Origin of the sequence: Micromonospora peucetia, assembly GCF_900091625.1 — a bacterium.
GTDB classification, from domain to species: domain Bacteria; phylum Actinomycetota; class Actinomycetes; order Mycobacteriales; family Micromonosporaceae; genus Micromonospora; species Micromonospora peucetia.
Window position 1 is genome coordinate 3007132 of record NZ_FMIC01000002.1, and the last position, 22187, is coordinate 3029318.

Here is a 22187-nt window from a genome sequence, read left to right on the forward strand (position 1 = left end):
ACCGAGTGCGGGAGATCGACCGCCGGCTCCGCTCAGCGGGGGACCGGAGCGCTCAGACTCCTGGCGGCCAGCCGGATCCGCAGCAGATTGCCGGTGCGGGCGTTCGCCCGGTCCAGGATGGTGGAGACCGGGGCGTAGGAGTTCCGCTCGTTCGGGTTCGTGCAGGCGCCCTGCCCCGGGTCGCCGTGCGAGAGGATGCCGAGCGCCTTGCCGTCGGTCTCGGTGAACAGCGGCCCGCCGCTGTCGCCCGGCCGGGCGCAGATCCGGACGTCGATGCCGCCGCTGGTCTTGCCGATGATCTCCCCGCAGCGGGTGCCGGGCAGGTAGCCGGCGCCGGCGCCGGAGTCGACGTACTTCTCGCCGGCCTTCGGCGTGTACGCCGCGCCGGTCGCGCAGACCACCCAGCCGGTCTGGATGGCGCTCCACGGCACGTGTCCGGTGATCGGCACGTCCCGGCTGCCGGTGGCCCCGCACCGGGGGTTGTCCGGCACGCACCAGTAGTTGACCAGGCCGGGGGCGGTGGCGCCACCGCTCGGGGACGACCAGCGGGCCGACGCCCCCCGCTGGTACGGCATGATCGCGTAGTCGTACGGGTAGGCGTTCTCGGCCAGGCCCGGGTTCGGCGCCTCCACGGTCACCGGCACCTTCGGGCCGAGGAACTGGTGCCACGTCCGGTCCACCAACTGGTGCCGCCCCCCGACGACGCAGTGCCCCGCGGTCAGCACGTACGGGCTGCGCCCCGAGACGACGACGGTGAAGCCGGAGGTGCAGCCGCCCACGGTGCCGTCGTCGCGCGGCACGTCCAGCCGGATGCCGCCGCGCATCGGCGCCTTCGCGCAGTAGCGCGGGTCGCAGGCCTTCTGCACGGCCGGGTCGGCGATCCGGGCCTGCGCGCGGGCCGGCACCCCGGCCGCGGCGAGCGCTCCGGCCAGCCGGGCGTCGTCCGTGGCGATCCGGTCGCCGGTGAGTATGAGCACCTCGTTGGTCTGCTGGTCCACCACCACATCGGTGCCGGCGGCTGCGTCGAGGGCGGTGGCGGTCCGGGCCGCCGCGTCGGTGAGTTCGCGCAGCGAGTGCCGCACCGGCACCACCCGGACGTGCGCGGCGTCCGGCACGCCGCTGACCGCCGCCGCCACGGGTGCGACGTCGGTGGCGGCGAGGGTGAGGACGCCGCCGGCGGCCTGGTCCAGCCACATGCCGCCGTACTCGCGGGGGAACTCCTCGGCGAGCCGTTCGGCGAGCGGGGCCGAGAGTTCCTGCAACGCGAGCCGCCGGGCCGCCTCGTCCGGGCCGACCCCGTACCGCTCGCGCAGGTAGGAGACGGAGGCGGGGCTGTCCTTGGCGACCGTGGCGGCCGGACGGGCCGGAACGGTCACCGGCCGGGGTGCTGTCGTCCCGGGGCTGCCACCGGCGCGACTGCCGGGGCCGGCACCGGAGCTGGGCGGCGGCACCTCTGTCGGGGTGGGGTCGCCGTCGTCCGTCGACACTCCGGTCCCCGTCGCGGCGGCCGGCGTGCGGTCGCTGCCGCCCAGCGACGGCACCACCGCGACGACCACCCCGGCCACCACACATGCGGCGGCCACCCCGGCCACCACGACCCGCCGTCGGATCCGCACCCCGCAACCTCCCCCGTGTCGCCGGTCCTCATCGAACGGTCACCGCACCCGCCGCCGAAGCGGCCCACGGGCTGCGCCGATGGACGCACGGAGTCTAGGGGAGAAGCGGTTCCGGCGGGTTCCCGTCCGTCCGGGCGGGGCGCTACTCGACGATCCGGCCGCCGTCGAGCACCAGCACCCGATCGGCCGTCTCCACCGTGGAGAGCCTGCCGTCACCGTCGTTCATGACCGAGGAGCCACTCCTTCACGTCCAGCCCCCAGCGGTAGCCGCCGAGCGTCCCGTCGGTGCGCAGCACCCGGTGGCAGGGGACGAAGAGGGCGGCGGCGTTGCGGGCGCAGGCCGCGGCGGCGGCGCGTACGGCGGCGGGGCGGCCGGCCAGCCCGGCGTAGGCGGTGTACGTCACCGGATCGCCCGGTTTCACCTCGCGCAGCACCTGCCAGGCGTGCGCCATGAACGCGCCCCGGGTGTGCTGCTCCACCGGTACGGCGTCGATCGCGGTCAGCTCGCCGGCCAGGTAGGCGGCCACGGCGGTGCTGACCGGGCCGAGGTCGGCCCGGTGCCGCAACGGCGCCCTCATGGTCGGGTGCACCAGGGGGAGCAGGCTCTCCGGGTCGCCGGTGAAGCCCGCCGCCCGGACCGCGCCGGCCGGGCCGACCATGATGCTGAGCGGCCCGGCGGGGGTGTCGATGACGGTGCTGTCGTTCATGCTCATCCTGCTCTCCAGAGTCGGATCACCGCGTACGAGCGCCAGGGGCGCCAGCGGTCGGCGTACGCGTCGAGGGTCAACGGATCGTCGGGCAGGCCGAGGGTGGCGGCGCCCCGACGTACGGCGAGGTCGGTGGGGAGCATGACGTCCGGGTCGCCGAGGGCACGCATCGCCACGTAGCCCGCGGTCCACGGCCCGATCCCGGGCAGCGCCAGCAGCCGCCGGACGGTCTCCTCGCGGTCCCCGCCCGGGGCCAGGTCGAGCGACCCGTCGGCGACGGCCCGCGCCAGCGTCCGGATCGTCTCCCGCCGCCCCACCGGCATCCCGAACACCTCGTCCGGCACCCCGAGCACCTCCTCGGCGCCGGGGAACCCGGACAACCAGCCCTCCTCCGCCCCCTCGGCCGGTTGATCAAGAAGTTCGCGTCCTGGGGGAGCGCTTCCGAGGGCGTAAACCTCTTGATCAACGCTTCCGGGGCCGGAGCGCGTCGGCCGGGAGAGGTGGGTGAGGAGGCGGGTGAGGGTGGTGCGGGCGGAGCGGACGGAGACCTGCTGGCCGACGATCGCGCGGACAGCCATCTCGAAGCCGTCGACCGAGCGGGGAAGCCGGATTCCCGGTTCGGCGGCGACCGCCCGGGCCAGCGCCGGATCGGCGGCGAGGGTGCCGTCGACGGCGGTCGGATCGGCGTCGAGGTCGAGCAGCCGGCGGCAGCGGGCCACCGCCGGGGCGAGGTCGCGCATGTCGGTCAGCCGCAGCGTCGCCGTGACATGCCCGTCCGCCGGGGTCAGGGCCGCCTCACCTGGGCCGTGCGGCAGCCGCAGCCCCCGCCGGTACGTCCCGTCGCGTACCTCCTCGACGCCGGGCAGCGCGCGCAGCGCGAGAAAGTCCAGCAGCGCCTCCGCGTGCAGCGGCGGGCGGTACGCGAGCCGCAACGTGATGGTGCCGGCGCCACCCGGCGCGGGGCACCGGCGGCGGGCGGTGCGCAGCTCGGACGGGGCGGTGCCGTACACCTCCCGGACCGTGTCGTTGAACTGCCGGACACTGCCGAACCCGGCGGCGAACGCGATCTCCGCCATGCTCAGCCCGGTGGTCTCGATCAGGGTGCGGGCGGTCTGCGCGCGCTGCGCCCGGGCCAGGGCCAGCGGACCGGCGCCCATCTCGGCCCGCAGCATCCGGTGCAGGTGCCGCTCGGTGTAGCCGAGCCGGGCGGCCAGCCCCGGGATGCCGTCCCGGTCGACCACCCCGTCGGCGATCAGCCGCATCGCCCGGCCGACCACGTCGGCCCGCACGTCCCACTGCGGGGAACCCGGGGCGGCGTCCGGCCGGCAGCGCCGGCAGGCGCGCAGCCCGGCTGTCTGGGCGGCGGCGGCCGAAGGGAAGAACCGGACGTTCTGCCGCTTCGGCGTCGTCGCCGGACAGGACGGCCGGCAGTAGATCCCGGTCGACGTGACGCCCGTGTAGAACCAGCCGTCGAATCGCTGGTCGCGGCTGTCGACCGCCCGGTAGCACCGCTCGAAATCCAACTCCACGTCACCGATGATGCTCCTGCTCGGGGCCTCTGGCTCGCGGGAATCGGACCTGGCCGTGCGAGGAGTGGACGGGACGCCGGCGCCGAAAGTGTCGGTTGTGGTCGGTACCGTCCGGCCACCAACTCAAGAAGGGGTGCGGTCATGGCGAGCGTGGCGGGGCGGGAAGCGGCGTCGAAACGGGACGGGCACCCTCCGCTGGACGGCGTGGTGGTGCAGGGCTTCTACGACCGGATGCGGGCGGTCGCCCCGGCTGCCGTCGGCGCGATCGAGCGGGACCGGGCCGGCGATCCGGGGCGGGCGTTCGGCGACACCGCCTGCGGTCGACTCGTGCGGTCGCTCGACGGCGAGGGCCTCCGCGCGCTGGGCATGTGGGTGCACCACTGGTGCATGCGCTTCTACGACGACGACACCCGGGTGGCGCTGCGCCTGGTCCGCGAGATCGCCGGCCGGGCCGGGCTGGGCTGGACGGCCGACGAGGTGCGCTGGATGCTCCGCGAGTCATATTCGGCCGGTCCCGCCGCCGAGGCCCGCTTCACCCTGCCGCTGGCCGCCGCCGGGGAGTTGGCGCCCGGCGCCCTGCGGATCGAGGCGGTCGTCCCCCGCCAGGCCGGGCCCCGCGACTGACCTGCCAGGCCGGGCCGGGCGACTGACCCGCCGAGCCGGGCCGGGCCCCGCGCTGCGGGAGCTGTCCGGCCACGGTGGCGCCGACCGCCACGGCGAAGCCGGCCAGCTGCCAGCCGGTCATCGCCTGCCCGAGCGCGGCCCAGCCGAGCGCGGCGGCCGTCAGCGGGCTGAGCGCGCCGAGCAGCGAGACCTGGGTGACCGGCAGCCGGGCCGCGCCCCGGAACCACAGCGCGTACGCCAGCGCCGTCCCGACCAGCGTCAGCCACGCGTACCCGGCCAGCGCCGGCGGGTCGGGCACGGGCGGAGTCCCCTCGACCAGCAGGGCCACCGGCAACACCATCAGCCCGCCGGCGGTGAGCTGCCAGCCGGTGGCGGTGAGCGTGCCGACGCCCGGTGGGCGGCCCCAGCGGCGGGTCAGGACCAGTCCCGTGCCCATCGCGGCGGTGGCGGTCAACCCGGCGGCGACGCCGGTCGGGTCGAGGCCCGCCTGGGGGCGCAGCACGACCAGGGTGACCCCGGCCAGCGCGGCGAACGCGGCGGCGAGCGCCCGGGGGTGGGGCCGCTCGTGGAGCGCGAGCACCGTCAGGCCCGCCACCAGCAGCGGCTGGGTGGCGCCGAGCACCGCGGCGGTGCCGCCGGGCAGGTGGTACGCGGCGAAGAAGAGCAGCGGGAAGAACGCCCCGATGTTCAACGCGCCGAGCACGGCAGCGCGCCACCACCAGACGCCGTGCGGGCGGTGCCGGGTCAACGCGAGCAGCAGCAGGCCGGCGGGGAGGGCCCGGATCGCACCGGACCAGAGCGGTCTGTCGGGCGGCAGCAGCTCGCTGGTGACCAGGTACGTCGTGCCCCACGTGATCGGCGCGGCGGCGGTGAACAGGATGTCGAGCCAGCGTCGGTCCACGACCCCACCTTAATCCTTGTCGCTAAGTATCTTGCGACTAAGCTACTTCGTGGTGAGCGGAAGGGCGAGTGCGAGGTGCGGCACAATCCGGGGGTGACCGAGCGGGACGACGTCGACGGCATCGTCGAGCAGTGGCAGCGGGAACGCCCCGGGATGCGTCCCGAGCCGATGGCGGTCTTCGGCCGGATCTACCGGCTGGCCCGGCTCGTCGGCGACGAGCAGGAACGCACCTACGCCCGCTGGTCAATCAGCCGGGGCGAGTTCGACGTACTCGCCGCCCTGCTCCGCGCCGGCGCCCCCCACACGTTGGCGCCGAAGGCGCTCACCGCCTCGCTGATGCTCACCTCCGGTGGGATGACCGGCCGGCTCGACCGGCTGGAACGCGCCGGGCTGGTCCGCCGCTCACCCGACCCGGCGGACCGGCGCGGCCTCCAGGTCGCACTCACCCCGGCCGGCCGCGAGCTGGTCGAGGAGGCCGCCGACGCGGGGCTGGCCGTCCAGCGCCGGCTGCTCGACGCGCTGCCCGCCGAGGACCAGGGGCGCCTCGCCGACCTGCTGCGTACGCTGCTGGGCGCGGTGACCGACGGCGGGCGCTGAGCGACCGCGCGGACCGGCCGGCGACGGCGGTCAGGCAGGCCTCGGGCAGGATGGGCACCGCCGACCCCGACGGAAGGACGACCATGCCCGCCAGTGAACCGACCATCCTCGCCACCAGCATGGGCATCTACGCGCCGCGCCGGGAGAACGAGGCCCGGCGGGTCAACCCCGTCTTCGACCTCGCCGCCGAGCTGGCCGAGGCCGGGCCGGAGCCGAGGATCTGCTTCCTCAACCAGGCCGAGGGGGACCAGCCGACCACGCTCGCCCGGGTCTACGAGGCGTTCGCCGGCAGCCGGTTCCGGATGACGCACCTGGCGCTGTTCCCGATGCCGAACGTCGACGACATCCGTGCCCACCTGCTCGCCCAGGACGTCGTCTGGGTGGGCGGCGGCAGCGTCGCCAACCTCTGCGCGGTGTGGCGGGTGCACGGCCTCGGCGAGATCCTGCGCGAGTGCTGGGAGGCCGGCGTGGTGCTCGGCGGCGTTTCCGCCGGCTCGATCTGCTGGCACACCGGCGGGGCCACCGACAGCTTCGGCACCGACCTTCGCGGCTTCACCGACGGGCTGGGCTGGCTGCCCTACGGCAACGGCGTGCACTACGACAGCGAGGAACAGCGCCGGCCGCTGATGCACCGGCTGGTCGGCGACGGCACGCTGCCGACCGCCCACTGCACCGAGGACGGCACCGGGCTGCTCTACCGGGGCGACCGGCTGGTCGAGGCGGTCGCGGACCGCGAGGGCGTCTCGGCGTACGAGGTCAGCCGCGCCCCGGACGGCAGTGTCCGGGAAACCCCGATCGGCCCGCGCCTGCTCCGCTGAACCGGGCGGTCCACCCGGCGACAGCGCACCGCGTTCCAGCGGCGGCACGGCACCGGCGTAAGCTGGCTCGTCGTGAGTCTCACCATCGGCATCGTCGGCCTGCCCAACGTCGGCAAGAGCACCCTGTTCAACGCGCTGACCAAGAACGACGTGCTCGCGGCGAACTACCCGTTCGCCACGATCGAGCCCAACGTCGGCGTGGTCGGGCTGCCGGACGAGCGGCTGCACACGCTCGCCGAGATCTTCAGCTCGCAGAAGGTGCTGCCCGCCCCGGTGTCGTTCGTCGACATCGCCGGCCTGGTGCGCGGCGCCTCCAAGGGGCAGGGCCGGGGCAACGCGTTCCTGGCGAACATCCGGGACGCCTCGGCGATCTGCCAGGTCGTCCGGGCCTTCTCCGACCCGAACGTGGTGCACGTCGACGGCAAGGTCTCCCCGGCCGACGACATCGAGACGATCAACACCGAGCTGATCCTCGCCGACCTCCAGACCCTGGAGAAGGCGCTGCCCCGGCTGGAGAAGGAGGCCAAGCTCCGCAAGGACCGGGCCGCCGCCGTGGCCGCCGCCAAGAAGGCCGTCGAGCTGCTCGACACCGGCGTCACCCTCTACGCGGGCGCCAAGGACGCGGGCGTAGAGCTGGAGCACCTGCGTGAGCTGCACCTGCTCACCACCAAGCCCTTCCTGTACGTCTTCAACGTCGACGAGGCCGAGCTGGGCAACGCCGGGTTCCTCGACGAGCTGCGCGCCCTGGTCGCCCCGGCCGAGGCCGTCTTCATGGACGCCAAGATCGAGTCGGAGCTGGTGGACCTGCCCGAGGAGGAGGCCCGCGAGCTGCTGGAGTCGATCGGGCAGAACGAGCCGGGCCTGGACCAGCTCGTCCGGATCGGGTTCCGCACGCTCGGGCTCCAGACGTACCTCACCGCCGGCCCCAAGGAGGCGCGGGCCTGGACCATCCCGGTCGGCGCGACCGCGCCGGAGGCCGCCGGGGTCATCCACTCCGACTTCCAGCGCGGCTTCATCAAGGCCGAGGTGGTCTCCTTCGCCGACCTGGTCGCGGCCGGATCGATGGCGTCGGCCAAGGCCGCCGGCAAGGTCCGGATCGAGGGCAAGGAGTACGTCATGCAGGACGGCGACGTCGTGGAGTTCCGCTTCAACGTCTGAACACAGCCCATTCCCGCAGGTCAGTAGGTTGCGCCCTGGGCTCCGCCAGCGAGATGGCCGGCGGAACTTGATCCCCTGGGAGCCTCGGGATGGCGAGGGCTCTACACCGGGTTTCCCCCGGTGTTCTCGATCATCCGTCGGAGTACCCTCAGCGCAGTAACGTAGTCGGTGTCATCGATGCCCTGATGGATGCGGGCCCGGATGGCCGGGGCGTGGGTCTTCAGGTCGACGCGGACCTGCTCGCCGGCTTCGGTGATCCACAGCCGGCTCTCGCTGTCACGGCTGATCCAGCCACGTTCCAGCAGAACCTGCGCCTCGGCGTGCAGGTCGTCCTCGGGCTTGATATAGGTGGCTATTGCCTCCTGGAGCTCGGGAATGGTCATGCCGTGGCCGTCAGGGGAGATGTCGTTCTTCGACAGGTTGCGCAGCAGCCAGAACTGGGGCTGGGTGAAGCCGAGTTCGGCCTGCTGGGCGCGGGTGAAGGCGATGAGGGCCTCGTAGGCCAGGCGGGTCCAGTAGGCCGCCGGCTGGGCTGCCAGTTCAGCGTTGGTCATCTGATCGATCGTCACCGGGCCATCCCTGTTCGAGCGATCGCTAGTGGCATGACCGTAAGACCTCAAGCTTGGTTGAGGTCAACAGGCCGCAGGGCCGCGGTAGGTGACGACGGGTGCGAGCGACGGCGGTCCGTCAGAGGAACTGGTACGTCTCCTCGGCGGCTTCCTCGATCTCGGCGGCGGGCGGTGCGGTCACCGTCACCGGCTTGCCGAAGTCGCTCATCCGCATCTCGGTCACGACATCACCCAGGCTCTTGGTGGCGACCGTGTAGGACAGTGCGGTGAGCCGGCCGTCGGCGTCGACTGTCGCCTCGAACGGGATCGCCTTTGGGTCCTTCGCCAACTTGGCGGTCGACTTGATCCCGTCGCGCATCCCCGCCTCCGCGCTGGCGACCTCGGCTGCCTTCTCCAGGTCGGCGATGCCGCGGTAACGGCCGTCACCCACCTTCTCGGCGGACACCACGCCGCCGACGATACCCGTCTGCGACTTCAGGTCGAAGGACTGGCGCATCGAGCTGCCCGGCCGCAGCTTCGTAAGGTCGATCTTCATCCACGGCTTGTCGCCGTCGAGCGAGGCCGACTTGATGTAGGCGACGTCCCCGATCAGCCGGGCCTCGATTGGCTCGGGCGCGTTGCCGGTGATGTGGAGCGCGCGGGCGACCGGGTCCATCTTTCCGACGAGCTGGACGGACACTGGGCCGGCCTTGACCGACGCATCCATTTGGAGGGCGCCGGAAAGGCTGCGATCCATGCCCTGCCGGACGACGGCGATTGGGTCGGCCGGGGAGGTGGCCGGGGCGGACGAAGTCCCGGCGGGATCAGGCTGGGTCCCGGTGGGGCCGTCGGAGTTGGTGCCACAGCCGACCAGAAGAGCGGCGAGGGCAACCGAAAGGGCAGGGATCAGTCGGCGCATGGAGATGATCATAATGAGCGATCTCAACCGCTATTCTCGGCGGCACCGTCCGGGCCATGACGGCTCACCTGGCTCCTCAGGGCGACAATCCGGTAGCCGGGGGGCGATGCCGTCAGGGTCGGTTACGGCGCGGTGCGGCGTCGGTCACCTCAGCCCCGCCCAGGGATCCTCCCGACGCCACAGGGTCGGCAGGTGCAGAGCGACCCGGTCCTGGTGGGCCAGCCGGGCGAGGACCCGCATGGTGACGTCGAGGTCGTCGCCCGCGTACGGCAGGGCGCGCAGCGGCTGGTCGAGCGGGCGGAAGAAGTCGTCCCAGTGGACGAGGACCACGCGACGCGCCCCGACGGCCCGTACGGTCTCGGCCCAGTACGCACGGATGTAGTCCTCGTCCTGCACGCCGAGCTGGCCGACGCCCAGGTAGACGACGTCGGCCCGGTGCCCGTCGAGCGCTCCTGGCCGGTAGCCGGCGCTGCCCTGGACCAGGGCGGTCCGGCCGCTCGCGTGCTCGACGAACACCGACCAGGCTTCACCGCACCGGTAGGCGGACGCCCTGGCAGGGGGCGCCACGGGTTCGGTGATGGTGCCGGGGAAGCGGTCCGGTGGGCAGTGTTCGGACTCGACGAACGTGAGGGTGAACGCACCCAGGGACATCGGCTCGTGGGGCGTGACGACGTGGATGCGGCCGTCGGCGAGACCGGCCCCTCGGCCGACACTGGCTGCGGACCGGCCACCGGCGAGCAGCGCGCCGGTGCGCAGGGCGACGGTCGCGGAGTCCATGACGTGATCGAAGTGGGTGTGCACCGGAATCACGGCGGCAAGGCGGCGGCCCCCGTGGTCCAGCCCCAGCCGGGCGAGCGCGGAGTCGATGCGCGCGTTGTCGGGTGCGAGCCTGCCGAGGGCGACCCTGAGCAGGGACGGCCGAGAGAAGAACCCGTCGGTCAGTACGGCGGTGTCGCCGTCGTCGAACAGCAGGCTGGAGACGCCGAGAAACGTGACGCCGAAGTCCTCCGCCGAGGGTGGGACGTCGAACCGGTCGGCGTAGGCGTCCAGGTCGGGGCGGCCGAGCTTGATGCGCATGGCGGGACGCTACCGCCTGACGGGTGGCCGGCCGGTCGGCGTACGGTCGCGGTCTGCGACCTCGCCCACGCTCCGGGCGATGTCGAGCATCAGGCGGTCCCAGGAGAGCCGGATGTCGCGGCCGGACAGTTCGGTGACGCGGCGTAGCCGGTGCCGCATCGTCTGGGGGTGCAGGCCGAGCCGCTCGGCCGCCTCGGTGGACGAGCCCCAGCGCAGGTATCCACTGAGCCCTTCGCGCAGGTGCGCGTTCCTGGCCTCGGCCACCGGGCCGAGGGCCTCGGCCGCGAGCTCGGCGGGGTCGACGGACGGTTGCCCGCGTAGCAGGGCCACCAGCATCGCGTCGCCCCGGTCGAGGATCGGCGAGTTGGCGTACGCCTCGTCGGGTGCGTGGTCGAGCGCGGCGGAGGCGAGGCGGAACTCCGCCGGGAGCGCGGCGGGGGTGACCTTCCGGATCACGCAGGCACGCCATTTTCGGAACGTCAGTTCGCCGGTCAGGTCGGGGACGGTGGCGGCCAGCAGCACCCCCTGATGACGCCGAAGCGCGTGCAGGACGTCCAACGGCTGGCCGCCGCCGGCCGAGGAGATCGACGAGGCGAGATCAGCGACGTCGCCCTCCGAAAGGACGGTTCCGGTGCTGTCTGGTGCGACCACGACGAGGGCGAGGGCCGCCGGGATCGCGATGCCCAACTGGGCCGCCCGGTCCGCCAGTACGGCCGCAGAGGTCTGCCGGCCGGTCAGGAGGTCGTGGGTGAGGCCTGCGAGCATCTGCGTACGGTTGCTGTTCAACTGTTCGACGGCGCTGTTGTAGCCGGCGAACAGGGACTCCGACAGCTGGTCGACGCCGGTGAGTAGCGTGCGGTTCAGCGCCACCACGTCGGACAGGGCCAGCCCGTCGGAGGCCAGGTCGATGACCAGGTCACTGATCTCGACCGCGGCGACCCGGTAGGCGCGCAGCACCGCGAACAGGGGGCGACCGTCGGTGGCCCGGGCGGCCCCGATGCCCCGGAACCGCTGGAGGTCGGCCGCGGTCAGGGTGCTGTCGTCGATCCACATCTCGATCAGCCTGCGGATCGCCCACGCGGCGATGGCGCGGGTCTCGGCCAACTGGGCGGGGCTGATGGTGCTGTAGGCAGGGACCTCGCGCAGCACGGCGGCGATGACGCGTTCGTCGACCCCGCTACCGCGCTCGACGAGTCGCCGCTGCACGGCCACCCGCTCCGGAAGACCCATGACGCTGTTTTATCACTGAGTGACAAGGCGCGTCCTCATCCGCCGCGGTTTTGATCGTCGGCTAACGCGACGACGGGGAGAGTGCCCGCCATGGACGCAGACGTGATCGTTGTCGGGGCGGGGCTGGCCGGGCTGGTTGCCGCCGCCGAACTCGCGGAGGCGGGCCGCCGGGTGATCCTGCTCGATCAGGAGCCCGGGGCAAATCTGGGTGGGCAGGCGTTCTGGTCCTTCGGCGGACTGTTTCTGGTCGACTCACCGGAGCAGCGCCGGATGGGGATCAGGGACTCGCGTGAGCTGGCACTCCAGGACTGGCTGGGTACGGCCGGGTTCGACCGGCCCGAGGACGAGTGGCCGCGCAGGTGGGCCGAGGCGTACGTGGACTTCGCGGCCGGGGAGAAGCGGTCCTGGCTGCACGCCCGGGGCGTACGGTTCTTCCCGGTCGTCGGCTGGGCCGAGCGCGGCGGGTACGGGGCCACCGGGCACGGCAACTCGGTCCCGCGTTTCCACGTCACCTGGGGCACCGGACCCGCAGTCGTCGCGCCGTTCGCGCGCCGGGTCCGTGACGCGGCCTCGAAGGGACTGGTCACCCTCGCGTTCCGGCACCGCGTCGACGAACTCGTCGTGACCGACGGGGCGGTGACCGGCGTCCGGGGTGCCGTCCTGGAGCCGAGCGACTCCGCTCGCGGAGTGGCCAGCAGCCGCACCGTGGTCGGTGACTTCGAGCTGACCGCCCAGGCTGTCCTGGTGGCCTCCGGCGGTATCGGCGCCGACCACGACCTGGTCCGCAGGAACTGGCCGGCCCGTCTCGGCACCCCACCCGAGCACATGATCACCGGTGTCCCCGCCCACGTGGACGGACGGATGCTGCGGATCACCCAGGACGCCGGCGGCAACGTCATCAACCCCGACCGGATGTGGCACTACGTCGAGGGGGTGAAGAACTGGAACCCCGTCTGGGCCGGCCACGGCATTCGTATCCTGCCCGGGCCCTCCTCGCTGTGGTTCGACGCCACCGGCAAGCGACTGCCCGGACCGCTCTATCCCGGCTTCGACACCCTCGGCACGCTGGCGCACCTGCGGGCCACCGGGCACGACCACAGCTGGTTCGTACTCACCCAGAAGATCATCGAGAAGGAGTTCGCGCTCTCCGGCTCCGAGCAGAACCCCGACCTCACCAACAAGTCGGTCCGGCAGACCCTCGGCCGGATCCGCCCCGGCGCTCCCGCACCCGTCGAGGCGTTCAAGCAGCACGGCGAGGACTTCGTCGTCGCCGACACCCTCGACGAACTCGTCGCCGGCATGAACGCGCTGACCGGCCAGCCCCTGCTCGACGTCGAGGACATCCGGCGTGAGGTCGTCGCCCGCGACCGGGAGCTGGACAACGCGTTCACCAAGGACGGCCAGATCTCCGCCATCCACAACGCCCGCCGGTACCGGGGCGACAAGCTGGTCCGTACGGCGACCCCGCACAAGATTCTCGACCCGAAGGCCGGCCCACTCATCGCGGTCCGGTTGCACGTGATCACCCGCAAGACCCTCGGCGGCCTCCAGACCGACCTGTCGGCGCGGGTGCTCGGGTCTGACGCGACCCCGATCCCCGGCCTGTACGCCGCCGGTGAGGCGAGCGGATTCGGCGGGGGCGGCGTGCACGGCTACCGCTCCCTGGAGGGCACCTTCCTCGGCGGCTGCATCTTCTCCGGCCGGCAGGCCGGCCGCGCGATCACGCAGGCAACCGCATGACGGTTGGCCACGCGGTCCCGACGGTCCTGCCGGATCAGGGCCTTACCAGTCGCGCCACTCGTCGGTGAGCTCATACCGCTCGATGTCGTGCCGGGAGGTGAGCGCCTCGACGTCGAGGCCCGCGTTCGTCAGGACGACGTCGACGTACTCGCACAGGTCCTCGCGTTCGCCCGTCTCGATCATGCCGTGCTCGTCGCTGACGGCGTTGAGGGCGGTGATCACCCGCTCCACCGCGGCGAAGACCTCCTCGTCGGACGGTGCGGAGAGCGAGCGTACGTCCGCTTCGTAGGCGTCGAGAGCGGCGTCGACGGCGGTGATGAAAGGTTCGGACCAGAGGCGGAGGGCGTACGCGGCGTCCTCGGTGAGGGTGCCCGCCGCGATGGCGGCCTTCTGCTCCCGCACATCGCGGCCCCACTTCTGGCTGGGTCGGGTGATCATGCGGGGCAGCCTAGCGGCGACGTCCGACACCGTGCCCGAGCCGGGCGGCACACTCCGGCCCATGGGCGTGGTGCCTGCGGGCGATCCCGGCACGCCACCGATCAGCCGCCGCGCGGGGCGTACATGATGACGGCGACCCCGACCAGGCAGATGGTCGCGCCGACGAGGTCGTAGCGGTCGGGGCGGAACTTGTCGACGACCATTCCCCAGGCCAGCGAGCCGGCCACGAAGATGCCCCCGTAGGCGGCCAGGATGCGGCCGAAGTTCGGGTCGGGTTGGAAGGTGGCGACGAAGCCGTACAACCCGAGGGCGATGACCCCGCCCGCCACCCACAGAAGTCCCCGGTTCTCGCGCCAGCCCTGCCACACGAGCCACGCCCCGCCGATCTCGGCCAGCGCGGCGAGCAGGAACAGCAGGATCGAGCGGACCACCGTCATGGGTGGGACGGTAGCGGGAGCACCACCTGGTCCTGCGGGTCGGGCCGCTCGCGGAGGGCGGTTTCCGCCGGTGCGGGTGCCGTCACAGGGCGGGCGGCGGGTCGCCGACGGCCGCGATGTGCAGGGCCAGCTCCTGCGCGAGGTCCTCCATGCTCTGGCCGGTCTGGGTCCGTACGAGGTTGAGGGCCAGTTCGGCCAGGAACATGAAGCCGCGCGTGCGGGTGGCGTCGTCGGGGAACATGGCGAGCAGTTGCTCCGCGCCGTCGAGGTCACCGCGGTGCTTGGCGGCGATGACCCCGGCGGCGCGTTGTGCAGCGGTGAGGGCCGACCCCGGGTCGGCCGACATCAGCGTGTCACGGTGAGCGGGCTGCCGGCGGCCCGCGCGGCGTCGAAGCGCCTGGTGACGTCGGCCCAGTTGACCAGGTCCCACAGGCGGTCGACGTAGTCCGGGCGCACGTTCTTGTACTGCAGGTAGTAGGCATGCTCCCAGGCGTCGAAGACCAGGAGCGGCGTCGAGCCCTGGCCGACGTTGCCGTGGTGGTCGTAGACCTGCTCGACGATGAGGCGCTGTGCCAGCGGCTCCCACGCCAGGACACCCCACCCGGAGCCCTGCACGCCCTTCGTGGCGGCGGAGAGCTGCCCGGCGAAGCCGTCGAACGAGCCCAGGTGCTCCTCGATCGCGGCGGCCAACTCGCCCTCCGGACGGTCGCCGCCCTCGGGGGAAAGGTTGTTCCAGAAGATCGAGTGCAGGACGTGCCCGGAGAGGTTGAAGGCCAGGGTCTTCTCCAGGCCGACCAGCGTCGAGTAGTCACCCTTGTCGCGGGCCTCGGCGAGCTGGTCGAGGGCGTCGTTGCTGCCCTTGACGTACGCGGCGTGGTGCTTGCTGTGGTGCAGCTCCAGGATCTGGCCGCTCATGGCGGGTTCGAGCGCCCCGTAGTCGTAGGGCATGTCGGGGAGCTTGTAGACGGACATGGGAACCCTTTCGCCAGTTCGAGATCGTCCGGCCAGTATGCCCTATTGCAAAGACATGGCAACTGCGTACTCTTGGCAACTGGATGGGAGTGGACCGGAAGCCTTCCCTCCACGGCCGACACGGTCGGTAGGGCGCGTCTCCGCGCCGCGATGATCCCTGCGGAGGCGCGCCTCCCCGGGCCGCGCAAATCTCCCGCCGCGCCACGCTCCCTCCCACGGGGGAGGCGGTCCCCTCGCGCTCGGGAGTCGGTGCGCCCACCGGCGGGCCTAGCGTCGTGGCCATGGACGTTTCCCCTGGTACGCGACGCTGGCCGGCCTACGCGGTGGCGGCGCTCTTCCTCGCGTACGCCGTGGGCAAGGCCGCCTTCGCCCTCGAATCCCGCCTCGGTCTGCCGGGCGGCCCGGTCGTCTCGGCGGCCGAGCACGAACGCTACGCCCGCGACGTGATGGGCGTGGCGACCGCGCAGTGGTCGGCAGCCGCGTCGGGGGTGGCCGGCGCCTGCCTCGCCCTCGCCACCGTCACGCCGCCGGGACGCCGGGTGCCGAGGCCCCTGATGCTGCTGGCGCTGGCGGTCCTGCTGCTGGCCGCCGGGGCCGGCGCGACGATCATGGTGCTGGACGGGTTCGTGGGCCTCGGCGTGGGCTGGCAGTGGTACCACGGCATCCTCGGGCTCGTCGCTATCTCGCTGCTCCTGGCGATGACCCGGTCCTACCTGGTGGCGACGAGACATGTCGCGGCCTGACCGGGCACGGGTGGGCGCGTACGGCGCGGCGGCGTGCGCGTCGGCCTACGGGGCGATGAAGCTCGCGCAGGCGCTGGGGGCGAACGCGCTGGCCGACAAGGACCCGCTCCCTCCGGAACTGCGCGAACGGCTGCTCGCCCGTGATCCGCTGTTCGTGGCCAGCCACTGGGTGCTGGCCATCGCCGCGCTGGTCGGTGTCGCGGTCGCGCTGGCCACCCTGCGCCCCTGGCGGGCGGCCCTGCCACGCCGGCTGCTGCTGGCGATCGCCTGGACCCTCGGCATCCTCATGATCGCCCGGTCGGTCGGGGCACTGGGGCACGGCCTCGTCGGTGACGCGCTGCTGCTGACCGACGTCCGGCCGCCGCCGGTCGAGCACGCCGCCCTGGCCCGCGACCTGGCACGGTGGGACCTGTTGCTCTGGTCGCCGTTCTTCCTGCTCTGGGGGACGTGCTGGACGGCGGCGGGACGGCGGCTGAGCGGGCAGCCGTCGACCGCCTACGATCTCCGCCATGATCACTCCGCCCCTCCCGCCTGATGTGCTCGCTCGCTATCCCGGGCTGGAGAAGCTCGGCCGTACGGCGACCCGGCTGCACCCGCGTCCCGGGGCGGTCACGGCCGCCGACAGCCACGTCGGCGGGCCGCTGCGGTGGCCGGCCGACGAGCCCTGGCCCACCTGCGACACGCCGTACATGGTGCAGGAGGAGGTGCCGTTCCCGGCCGAGCTGGTGGCCCGGATGCGGGCGGCGGAGAGTCGCCGTACGCAGGCGCATGTCCTGGCCGACGGCGAGCTTGAGCTGCACCAGGAGATCTCCCGTCTGGTCGGCTCGGGCTTCAGCGGCTGGGGCTCGCGCGACGGTGGCCCGGTTGTCGGCTACCGGTACGGGCCGCGCCCGCACCCCGGGCCGAACCCGATGATCGTGCTGGCGCAACTGCGCGCGATGGACGTCCCCGATCTGCCCCGCCCCGGCGGGGCCGACCTGTTGCAGGTGCTGTGGTGCCCGTTCGAGCACGCCCTGGCGCCGTGGGGGCCGACCGTGGAGCTGCGCTGGCGGCGGGAGGCGGACCTGACCGACCTCCTCGCCGAGCCGCCGCGCGGCGAGGCCGGAACCGACGGGTACGTGCCCAGCCCGTGCCGGCTGCACCCGGAACGGATCGTCGAGTACCCGGACCCGGATGAACTGCCCGAGGACCTGCGGCGGTTGGTCGACGAGGACGAGGACTACCTCGACACCTTCATGGCGCCCGGGTGGAAGGTCGGCGGCTATGCCCGGTGGAGTGTCACCGACCTCCTGCCGACGCCGTGCCCCCGCTGCTCCGGCCCCACCAAGCTGGCCCTCGTCATCGACTCCTCCGAGCGGGGGGCCGAGCGGTGGCGGCCAACGCGGGCGGGCGGCGAGCCGGACGACGACCCGGACGAGCCGACCGGGGTGGTCGTCGGCCGGTACGGCGCGCTGCGCATCTTCGTCTGCCTGACCTGCCCGGACACGCCGTTCCTGCTCGACCAGCAGTGAGCAGCGGCCATGCCACCGCCGAACCCGTGGTTGTCCGGCCCGACGCCCACCGGCCGGCTGCCCCACGAACGGCTGGAGGAGCGCAGCCGTCGGCCGGGGCCGGCCGCCAGCTGACCCGGGCCTCAACCTGCTGTCGTCGCAGAACATGTGCGTGCTCGCCACCGCCGGCCCGGACGGGCCGCCAGCCACGCCGGTCTAGCTGAGGCGCGAAGCCTTCGTGCCCCACCAGTCCGGCCGGCGCGAGGCCTTCGCGCCCCGCAGTCCTGGCGGCGCGAAGGTTGAGATGCCCGTAGCCCGCCGCCTCCACGGGGCGAGTGGAACACCACGGGTGTCAACGCCCGTGTTTGACACCCATGGTGTTCCACTCGTGGAGTAGCGGGACCTGCCCCGATGTCGACTGCGGGTCAGCCGGCGGCGGGACGGGTAGTTCGACCTGGTTGCCAGCCAGCACCTCCGTGGCGCCCTCCGGGTGACGGATCTCCAGCACCGGTACGCCCTCGTCGAGCTGCATGTTCCGCAGCTCCGCGCCTGTTGGCATCCGCGCGACCACCGTTCCGCCGGCCGGCACCTCGACCGGTCGGCGTACGGGCGTCTCACGCACGTGGCTGCCGTGGCCCCGCACCTCTTGTTCCCCGTTACCGCGCTGGTGAGGTGCCGGGGACGTTACCGGGTGCGGTAGACCGAGATATGCGAGGCGCTGTCCACCTCGAAGGGTGACCGGTGCCAGTCGGCGTACCGCTCGGCGAGCCGGAGGCCGGCCCGCTCCGCCAGTTCGTCGATCTGCTCTGGCCAGAGGTAGCGCATCGCGAAGGGACGTAGGTGGACGCCGTCCCGGTCGAACGTGATGGTCTGTCGGACGAACGTCTGCGCCGCCCGGTCGTACTGGTGCACACGGATGGTGGCCGAGTCCTCCGTCACCGCCCGCATCTGGACCTGCTCGTCCCGGTCGAAGTCGGCCGGGTCCGGCACGAACGTCTCGATGACGAACGCCCCGCCCGGCGCGAGCACCCGGGCGACGTTGCGGAAGCAGGCCGCCTGCCGTTCGGCGTCGACCAGATTGAACAGGGTGTTGAACACCAGGTACGCCAGCCGGTACGGGCCGGTGACCGGCACGTCGGCCATGTCTCCGATAGCGACGGGGATGCCGTCGCCGCCGGGTTTGGCGCGCATCTTCGACACCATCTCCGGTGACGCTTCGATCCCCTCGACGGCGACGCCCCGTTCGGCGAGCGGCAGCGCGACCCGGCCGGTGCCGATGGCCAACTCCAGGGCCGGCCCGCCGTCGGCCAACTCGGCGAGGAAGCCGATCGCCGGAGCCGGGTCTGGGTTGCCGGGACCGTCATAGGTGTCGGCCCACAACCGGCCGAAGAGACCGGGATCGTCGAAGACCGACATCATCGACCTCCCCGGGTGGTGTGATCAGCGGCGCGCTCGGGCGCCAGGGGTGCGGAAGTGCACGTACTCACGAAGCCTCGATTCCGTGGCGTGGAGGGTTCCTACCTGGACGGACCTCGACGCGTTCGGCATCGTCGTCTCCTTCGCTCGCTCGACCTGACCCCCCACCCAACCGGCCCCGGCCCGCACCGGCAACCGCTTTACGTGTGGCTCAGCTGATGTGGTGCAGGATCACGTTGTGCACGTGGTGGCTCTTCTCGGAGCCCCGGAACTCCACCTCGTAGGTGTGCGTGCCGACGTGGATCGCGATGGCCCCGGTGGAGAAGAACGAACCGCCCCACGACTTGTTGCTGACTACGCTGACGCTGGTGATCTTCGAGTACGGGATGCTGGTGATGGCGTGCCGCTTCCCGACGAAGGAGCGGTCCTGGATGATGACGCGCCGGTCGGTCAGGCCGATGAAGCCGGTGCCGGTGCCGACGGCGTCGTAGACGGCGATGATCTGCTCCCCCTGGAGCAGGCCGCTCTGGATCTGCTGGAACTGTTCCTTGCGGTCGTACGTCGCGTTGGCCATCACCCCACGGTAGGCCGGGCGTGCCAACCCAAAGATCAGTCGCGGCGGGCGAGGACGAGGAACTCGCCGTCGCCCCGGCCAGTCGGCTCCCCGCCCCAGCCGCCGTGGATCCGCTCGACGGCGAACCCGGCCGCCCGCAGCGACCCGCGCAGCTCCTCCTCGGTGCGGAAGCGCAGGGTGGCCGAGCTGAGCAGCTCCTCGCCGTCCGGAAACAGGTAGTGGTGGGTGAAGTCGACCCGGCCGTCGAGCACCCTGTGCACCTCCGTCCACGCCCGCACCACCTCGCCGTCGGGCAGCGTGATCCGCCGCCGTGAGTCCACCGGGTTCCAGCGTTCCCACCGCCGGTCCGCCGGGTCGCGCGAGTCGAACACCAGCCGGCCGCCGGGCACCAGCGCCCGGGCCAGGTCGGCGAGCGTACGCGCCCACTCGGCGTCGGCCACGAAGAACTGCGCGACATGGCTGGTCAGCACCGCCACGTCGAACGACCGGTCCGGCAGCACCGCCGAGGTGCCCTCGATCCACGTCACCCGCCCGGCACCCGGCTTGGCGCGGGCGGCGGCCAGTGACGCGGTGGCCGGGTCGACGCCCGTGACGGTGTGACCGGCCGTGGCGAGGCCGATCGTGAGCCGACCGGTGCCGCAGCCCAGGTCGACAACCCGGGCGGCCGGGGTCTCGTCGACGACGGCCAGGAACCAGTCGTCGTCGCGCGACCAGGGGCACTCGGCGTCGTAGACCGGGACCAGCCGTGGATCACGATATTCGCCGTGCCTCATCGGCGCGATCATGCCAGCCGGACCGGCGCCCGTCAGGCCGCGTTCGCGTCGGTCGCGGCGCGGACGAACTCGTGGACCCGGGCCGTGCCGTTGCTCTCCCGCCAGACCAGGCCCCGCCGGATCGGCGGCGCGTCGCGGATCGGCACGTACGCCACGTCGGGGCGCGGGTAGTAGCGGCGGGTGTGCTCGCCCACCGGCAGCACCCCCCGGCCCATGGCGACCAGCGTCAGCATCTCGGAGAAGGTGTTGCCGGCCGGTCCCTTCGGCACCGGACGGCCCGACGGGGTGCGCTCGGGCGTGCGGTCGCGTTTGAACTCCGCCGAGGTCACCGCCGGATACTGCACCACCGGGTGGTCGCCGAGGGTCTCCAGGGAGACGGACTCCTCCCGGGTCACCGGGTGCCCGGAGGCCACCGCGAGCAGCCGCCGTTCCTCCAACAGCGCCGGCCCGCAGGCCATCCCGTCGAACGGGTATGCGGCCATCAGGATGTCGACCGAGCCGTCGAGCAGGCTCTGCCGGGAGTCGAAGAGCTGGACCTCGTGCACCTCGACCTGGCAGTCGGGATGGCGCTGGGAGAACAGGGCGACGGCCTTGAGTAGCGGTGGGGCGGTCCACTCGCCGAGGAAGGCGACCTGCAGTCGCCCGGTGACGCCCCGCCCTGCCTCGACGGCTCGGCGTACCGCGTCGTCGATGCCGGCGACCAGCGGCGCCAGGTCCTCGGCGAGCTGCCGGCCGATCGGGGTGAGCTGCACGACCCGGCTGGTGCGGGCGAACAGCGGGGCGCCGACACGGCGTTCCAGCTTCTTGACCACCTGGCTGATCCGCCCGGTGGTCACCCGCAGGCGCTCCGCCGTACGGCCGAAGTGCAACTCCTCGGCGAGGGCCAGGAAGGTCTCCAGCTCGTGTCGTTCCAGCACGCCCCGCCCCATCGTTGAATCCAGCTCAACGATCGTAGTGCGATCCCGTCTTGGTCGGCGTGGCCCACTGGCGGATCGTGAAGGCATGGAAACGACGACAGTACGGGTCACGGGCCTCGACCACCTGGTGCTCAACGTGACCGACGTCGAACGCGCGCTGGGCTTCTACTGCGGCCTGCTCGGCCTGGCCCCGGTGCGGGTCGACGAGTGGCGGGCCGGCACGGTCCCGTTCCCCTCGGTACGGGTCGACGAGGGGACCATCATCGACCTCGTCCGCCGGGACCGGGGTGAAGCCAACGTCGACCACTTCTGCCTGGTGGTGGAGCCGCTCGACTGGGCGGAGGTCGTCGGATCGGGTGTCTTCACGGTGATCGAGGGCCCGGTGGGCCGGTTCGGCGCGCGCGGCAGCGCCACCTCGCTCTACGTGCGGGACCCGGACGGCAACTCCGTGGAGCTGCGTTGGTATCCGCAGGACGTCGCGGGAGCCGGTGCGGCTCAGGACCGGGTGACCGCGCGGTAGGCGTCCTCGATGCGGGCGGCCAGCAGGACCTCGCCCTCGGTCAGCGGCGCGTTGCCGTGTCCGACGCGGATCTGGGTCTGGTCGGCCCGGCGGACGATCTCGGGGCGCAGGTGCAGCGCGTCGGCGACCACCTTCACCCGCTCGGTGAGGGCCGCGTGCTGCGTGTCGTCGATGGCGAGGGTGCGTCGGATCTGTTCACCCTCCCGGATCCAGCCGGTGAGCAGGGTGAGAGCGTCGCTGAGATAATCGTGCTTGGATCGACCGCTGAACAGTGCGCGCATCACCGCACCTCCCAGGCGCCGTTGCCGGCTTGTGGCCAAATCGTCGCCGTCCCGTGTCTTGTCGGTGCCTTCTAGTCTGTCTTCGCATGCGGGGTGTGTCCACGCCCACACTTCCGGGTTCTCCTGCCCTGACGGTCGGGCCACGCTACCCAAACCGCCTAT

Annotated in this window: 27 protein-coding genes and 1 pseudogene; 10 read left to right on the forward strand and 18 right to left on the reverse strand. The window is 72.5% G+C overall.

Features of this window, described 5'->3' with window-relative positions; translation table 11 throughout:
* Positions 1-32: 32 nt before the first annotated feature.
* The 3 genes from GA0070608_RS14155 to GA0070608_RS14165 all read right to left on the reverse strand — a co-directional run bounded on the left by GA0070608_RS14155 (position 33) and on the right by GA0070608_RS14165 (position 3852).
* Positions 33-1616 (reverse strand): trypsin-like serine protease, encoded by a 1584-nt coding sequence (locus GA0070608_RS14155; protein WP_091628029.1) that lies wholly within the window; start codon positions 1614-1616, stop codon positions 33-35.
* Between the two features lie 212 nt (positions 1617-1828).
* Positions 1829-2329, reverse strand: coding sequence for a methylated-DNA--[protein]-cysteine S-methyltransferase (locus GA0070608_RS14160; protein WP_091628031.1), 501 nt, complete (start codon positions 2327-2329; stop codon positions 1829-1831).
* Positions 2326-3852 (reverse strand): DNA-3-methyladenine glycosylase 2 family protein, encoded by a 1527-nt coding sequence (locus GA0070608_RS14165; RefSeq protein WP_091628033.1) that lies wholly within the window; start codon positions 3850-3852, stop codon positions 2326-2328. Before GA0070608_RS14165 ends, GA0070608_RS14160 begins: the two co-directional genes overlap by 4 nt.
* Before the next feature lie 141 nt (positions 3853-3993).
* Between GA0070608_RS14165 and GA0070608_RS33420 the strand changes: the two genes are divergently transcribed.
* Positions 3994-4476, forward strand: coding sequence for a hypothetical protein (locus GA0070608_RS33420; protein ID WP_091628035.1), 483 nt, complete (start codon positions 3994-3996; stop codon positions 4474-4476).
* On the opposite strand, the gene GA0070608_RS14175 is transcribed toward GA0070608_RS33420, so the two are convergent.
* The gene (locus tag GA0070608_RS14175; protein WP_091628037.1) at positions 4385-5377 is read right to left on the reverse strand and encodes an EamA family transporter; all 993 of its coding nucleotides are present in this window, start codon (positions 5375-5377) and stop codon (positions 4385-4387) included. The two genes, GA0070608_RS33420 and GA0070608_RS14175, sit on opposite strands and share 92 nt — an antisense overlap.
* 93 nt (positions 5378-5470) lie before the next feature.
* On the opposite strand from GA0070608_RS14175, the gene GA0070608_RS14180 reads away from it, so the two are divergent.
* The 3 genes from GA0070608_RS14180 to ychF all read left to right on the forward strand — a co-directional run bounded on the left by GA0070608_RS14180 (position 5471) and on the right by ychF (position 7950).
* Entirely contained in the window at positions 5471-5974 is a 504-nt protein-coding gene (locus GA0070608_RS14180) for a MarR family winged helix-turn-helix transcriptional regulator (protein ID WP_245715786.1), read from the forward strand.
* A gap of 83 nt (positions 5975-6057) precedes the next feature.
* Positions 6058-6792: a Type 1 glutamine amidotransferase-like domain-containing protein gene (locus GA0070608_RS14185; RefSeq protein WP_091628039.1), complete on the forward strand. Its 735-nt coding sequence runs from the start codon at positions 6058-6060 to the stop codon at positions 6790-6792.
* Between the two features lie 72 nt (positions 6793-6864).
* A complete protein-coding gene (gene ychF, locus GA0070608_RS14190) occupies positions 6865-7950 on the forward strand; it encodes a redox-regulated ATPase YchF (protein ID WP_091628041.1) in 1086 nt (361 codons plus the stop codon).
* Positions 7951-8051: 101 nt separating this feature from the next.
* Here the strand turns inward: ychF and GA0070608_RS14195 are convergent, their stop codons facing one another.
* The 4 genes from GA0070608_RS14195 to GA0070608_RS14210 all read right to left on the reverse strand — a co-directional run bounded on the left by GA0070608_RS14195 (position 8052) and on the right by GA0070608_RS14210 (position 11724).
* Positions 8052-8519 carry a MarR family winged helix-turn-helix transcriptional regulator gene (locus GA0070608_RS14195; protein WP_091628043.1) on the reverse strand — a complete coding sequence of 156 codons (468 nt, stop codon included), beginning with the start codon at positions 8517-8519 and terminating at the stop codon, positions 8052-8054.
* Positions 8520-8637: 118 nt separating this feature from the next.
* Entirely contained in the window at positions 8638-9417 is a 780-nt protein-coding gene (locus GA0070608_RS14200) for a hypothetical protein (RefSeq protein WP_141719465.1), read from the reverse strand.
* A 144-nt stretch (positions 9418-9561) separates the two neighbouring features.
* Positions 9562-10494, reverse strand: a complete 933-nt coding sequence (locus GA0070608_RS14205; protein ID WP_091628048.1) for an MBL fold metallo-hydrolase — start codon at positions 10492-10494, stop codon at positions 9562-9564.
* A gap of 9 nt (positions 10495-10503) precedes the next feature.
* Positions 10504-11724, reverse strand: a complete 1221-nt coding sequence (locus tag GA0070608_RS14210) for a PucR family transcriptional regulator (protein ID WP_091628050.1) — start codon at positions 11722-11724, stop codon at positions 10504-10506.
* Positions 11725-11814: 90 nt separating this feature from the next.
* Between GA0070608_RS14210 and GA0070608_RS14215 the strand changes: the two genes are divergently transcribed.
* Complete coding sequence (locus GA0070608_RS14215; protein ID WP_091628052.1) at positions 11815-13464, forward strand: FAD-binding dehydrogenase; 1650 nt, start codon at positions 11815-11817, stop codon at positions 13462-13464.
* A 42-nt stretch (positions 13465-13506) separates the two neighbouring features.
* On the opposite strand, the gene GA0070608_RS14220 is transcribed toward GA0070608_RS14215, so the two are convergent.
* From GA0070608_RS14220 to GA0070608_RS14235, 4 genes are all read right to left on the reverse strand, one after another.
* Positions 13507-13902 carry a hypothetical protein gene (locus GA0070608_RS14220; RefSeq protein WP_091628055.1) on the reverse strand — a complete coding sequence of 132 codons (396 nt, stop codon included), beginning with the start codon at positions 13900-13902 and terminating at the stop codon, positions 13507-13509.
* A gap of 101 nt (positions 13903-14003) precedes the next feature.
* Positions 14004-14339, reverse strand: coding sequence for a YnfA family protein (locus GA0070608_RS14225; RefSeq protein WP_091628058.1), 336 nt, complete (start codon positions 14337-14339; stop codon positions 14004-14006).
* Positions 14340-14421: 82 nt separating this feature from the next.
* The gene (locus GA0070608_RS14230; protein WP_245715787.1) at positions 14422-14685 is read right to left on the reverse strand and encodes a superoxide dismutase; all 264 of its coding nucleotides are present in this window, start codon (positions 14683-14685) and stop codon (positions 14422-14424) included.
* Positions 14685-15311: a superoxide dismutase gene (locus GA0070608_RS14235; protein WP_091628060.1), complete on the reverse strand. Its 627-nt coding sequence runs from the start codon at positions 15309-15311 to the stop codon at positions 14685-14687. Before GA0070608_RS14235 ends, GA0070608_RS14230 begins: the two co-directional genes overlap by 1 nt.
* A 281-nt stretch (positions 15312-15592) precedes the next feature.
* Between GA0070608_RS14235 and GA0070608_RS14240 the strand changes: the two genes are divergently transcribed.
* The 4 genes and pseudogenes from GA0070608_RS14240 to GA0070608_RS14255 all read left to right on the forward strand — a co-directional run.
* On the forward strand, positions 15593-16054 hold the full coding sequence (locus GA0070608_RS14240) for a hypothetical protein (protein ID WP_091628062.1): 462 nt from the start codon (positions 15593-15595) through the stop codon (positions 16052-16054).
* On the forward strand, positions 16041-16589 hold the full coding sequence (locus GA0070608_RS14245; RefSeq protein ID WP_091628064.1) for a DUF3995 domain-containing protein: 549 nt from the start codon (positions 16041-16043) through the stop codon (positions 16587-16589). The genes GA0070608_RS14240 and GA0070608_RS14245 overlap by 14 nt, the downstream gene beginning before the upstream one ends.
* Positions 16564-17565, forward strand: a complete 1002-nt coding sequence (locus tag GA0070608_RS14250; RefSeq protein WP_141719466.1) for a DUF1963 domain-containing protein — start codon at positions 16564-16566, stop codon at positions 17563-17565. Before GA0070608_RS14245 ends, GA0070608_RS14250 begins: the two co-directional genes overlap by 26 nt.
* Before the next feature lie 9 nt (positions 17566-17574).
* A pseudogene (locus tag GA0070608_RS14255) lies at positions 17575-17761 on the forward strand (hypothetical protein); the annotation flags it as partial.
* Positions 17762-17896: 135 nt separating this feature from the next.
* Here GA0070608_RS14255 and GA0070608_RS14260 read toward each other — a convergent pair.
* From GA0070608_RS14260 to GA0070608_RS14280, 5 genes are all read right to left on the reverse strand, one after another.
* The gene (locus GA0070608_RS14260) at positions 17897-18166 is read right to left on the reverse strand and encodes a hypothetical protein (protein ID WP_141719467.1); all 270 of its coding nucleotides are present in this window, start codon (positions 18164-18166) and stop codon (positions 17897-17899) included.
* Between the two features lie 62 nt (positions 18167-18228).
* Positions 18229-18960, reverse strand: a complete 732-nt coding sequence (locus tag GA0070608_RS14265) for a class I SAM-dependent methyltransferase (RefSeq protein ID WP_091628073.1) — start codon at positions 18958-18960, stop codon at positions 18229-18231.
* Between the two features lie 211 nt (positions 18961-19171).
* Positions 19172-19534 carry a PH domain-containing protein gene (locus GA0070608_RS14270; protein WP_091628075.1) on the reverse strand — a complete coding sequence of 121 codons (363 nt, stop codon included), beginning with the start codon at positions 19532-19534 and terminating at the stop codon, positions 19172-19174.
* Positions 19535-19569: 35 nt separating this feature from the next.
* A complete protein-coding gene (locus GA0070608_RS14275) occupies positions 19570-20307 on the reverse strand; it encodes a class I SAM-dependent methyltransferase (protein WP_091635073.1) in 738 nt (245 codons plus the stop codon).
* A gap of 32 nt (positions 20308-20339) precedes the next feature.
* Positions 20340-21224, reverse strand: coding sequence for a LysR family transcriptional regulator (locus GA0070608_RS14280; protein WP_091635079.1), 885 nt, complete (start codon positions 21222-21224; stop codon positions 20340-20342).
* An 85-nt stretch (positions 21225-21309) separates the two neighbouring features.
* Between GA0070608_RS14280 and GA0070608_RS14285 the strand changes: the two genes are divergently transcribed.
* A complete protein-coding gene (locus GA0070608_RS14285; protein ID WP_091628077.1) occupies positions 21310-21744 on the forward strand; it encodes a VOC family protein in 435 nt (144 codons plus the stop codon).
* Here GA0070608_RS14285 and GA0070608_RS14290 read toward each other — a convergent pair.
* Positions 21720-22025: a 4a-hydroxytetrahydrobiopterin dehydratase gene (locus GA0070608_RS14290; protein ID WP_091628080.1), complete on the reverse strand. Its 306-nt coding sequence runs from the start codon at positions 22023-22025 to the stop codon at positions 21720-21722. The two genes, GA0070608_RS14285 and GA0070608_RS14290, sit on opposite strands and share 25 nt — an antisense overlap.
* Positions 22026-22187 lie beyond the last annotated feature (162 nt).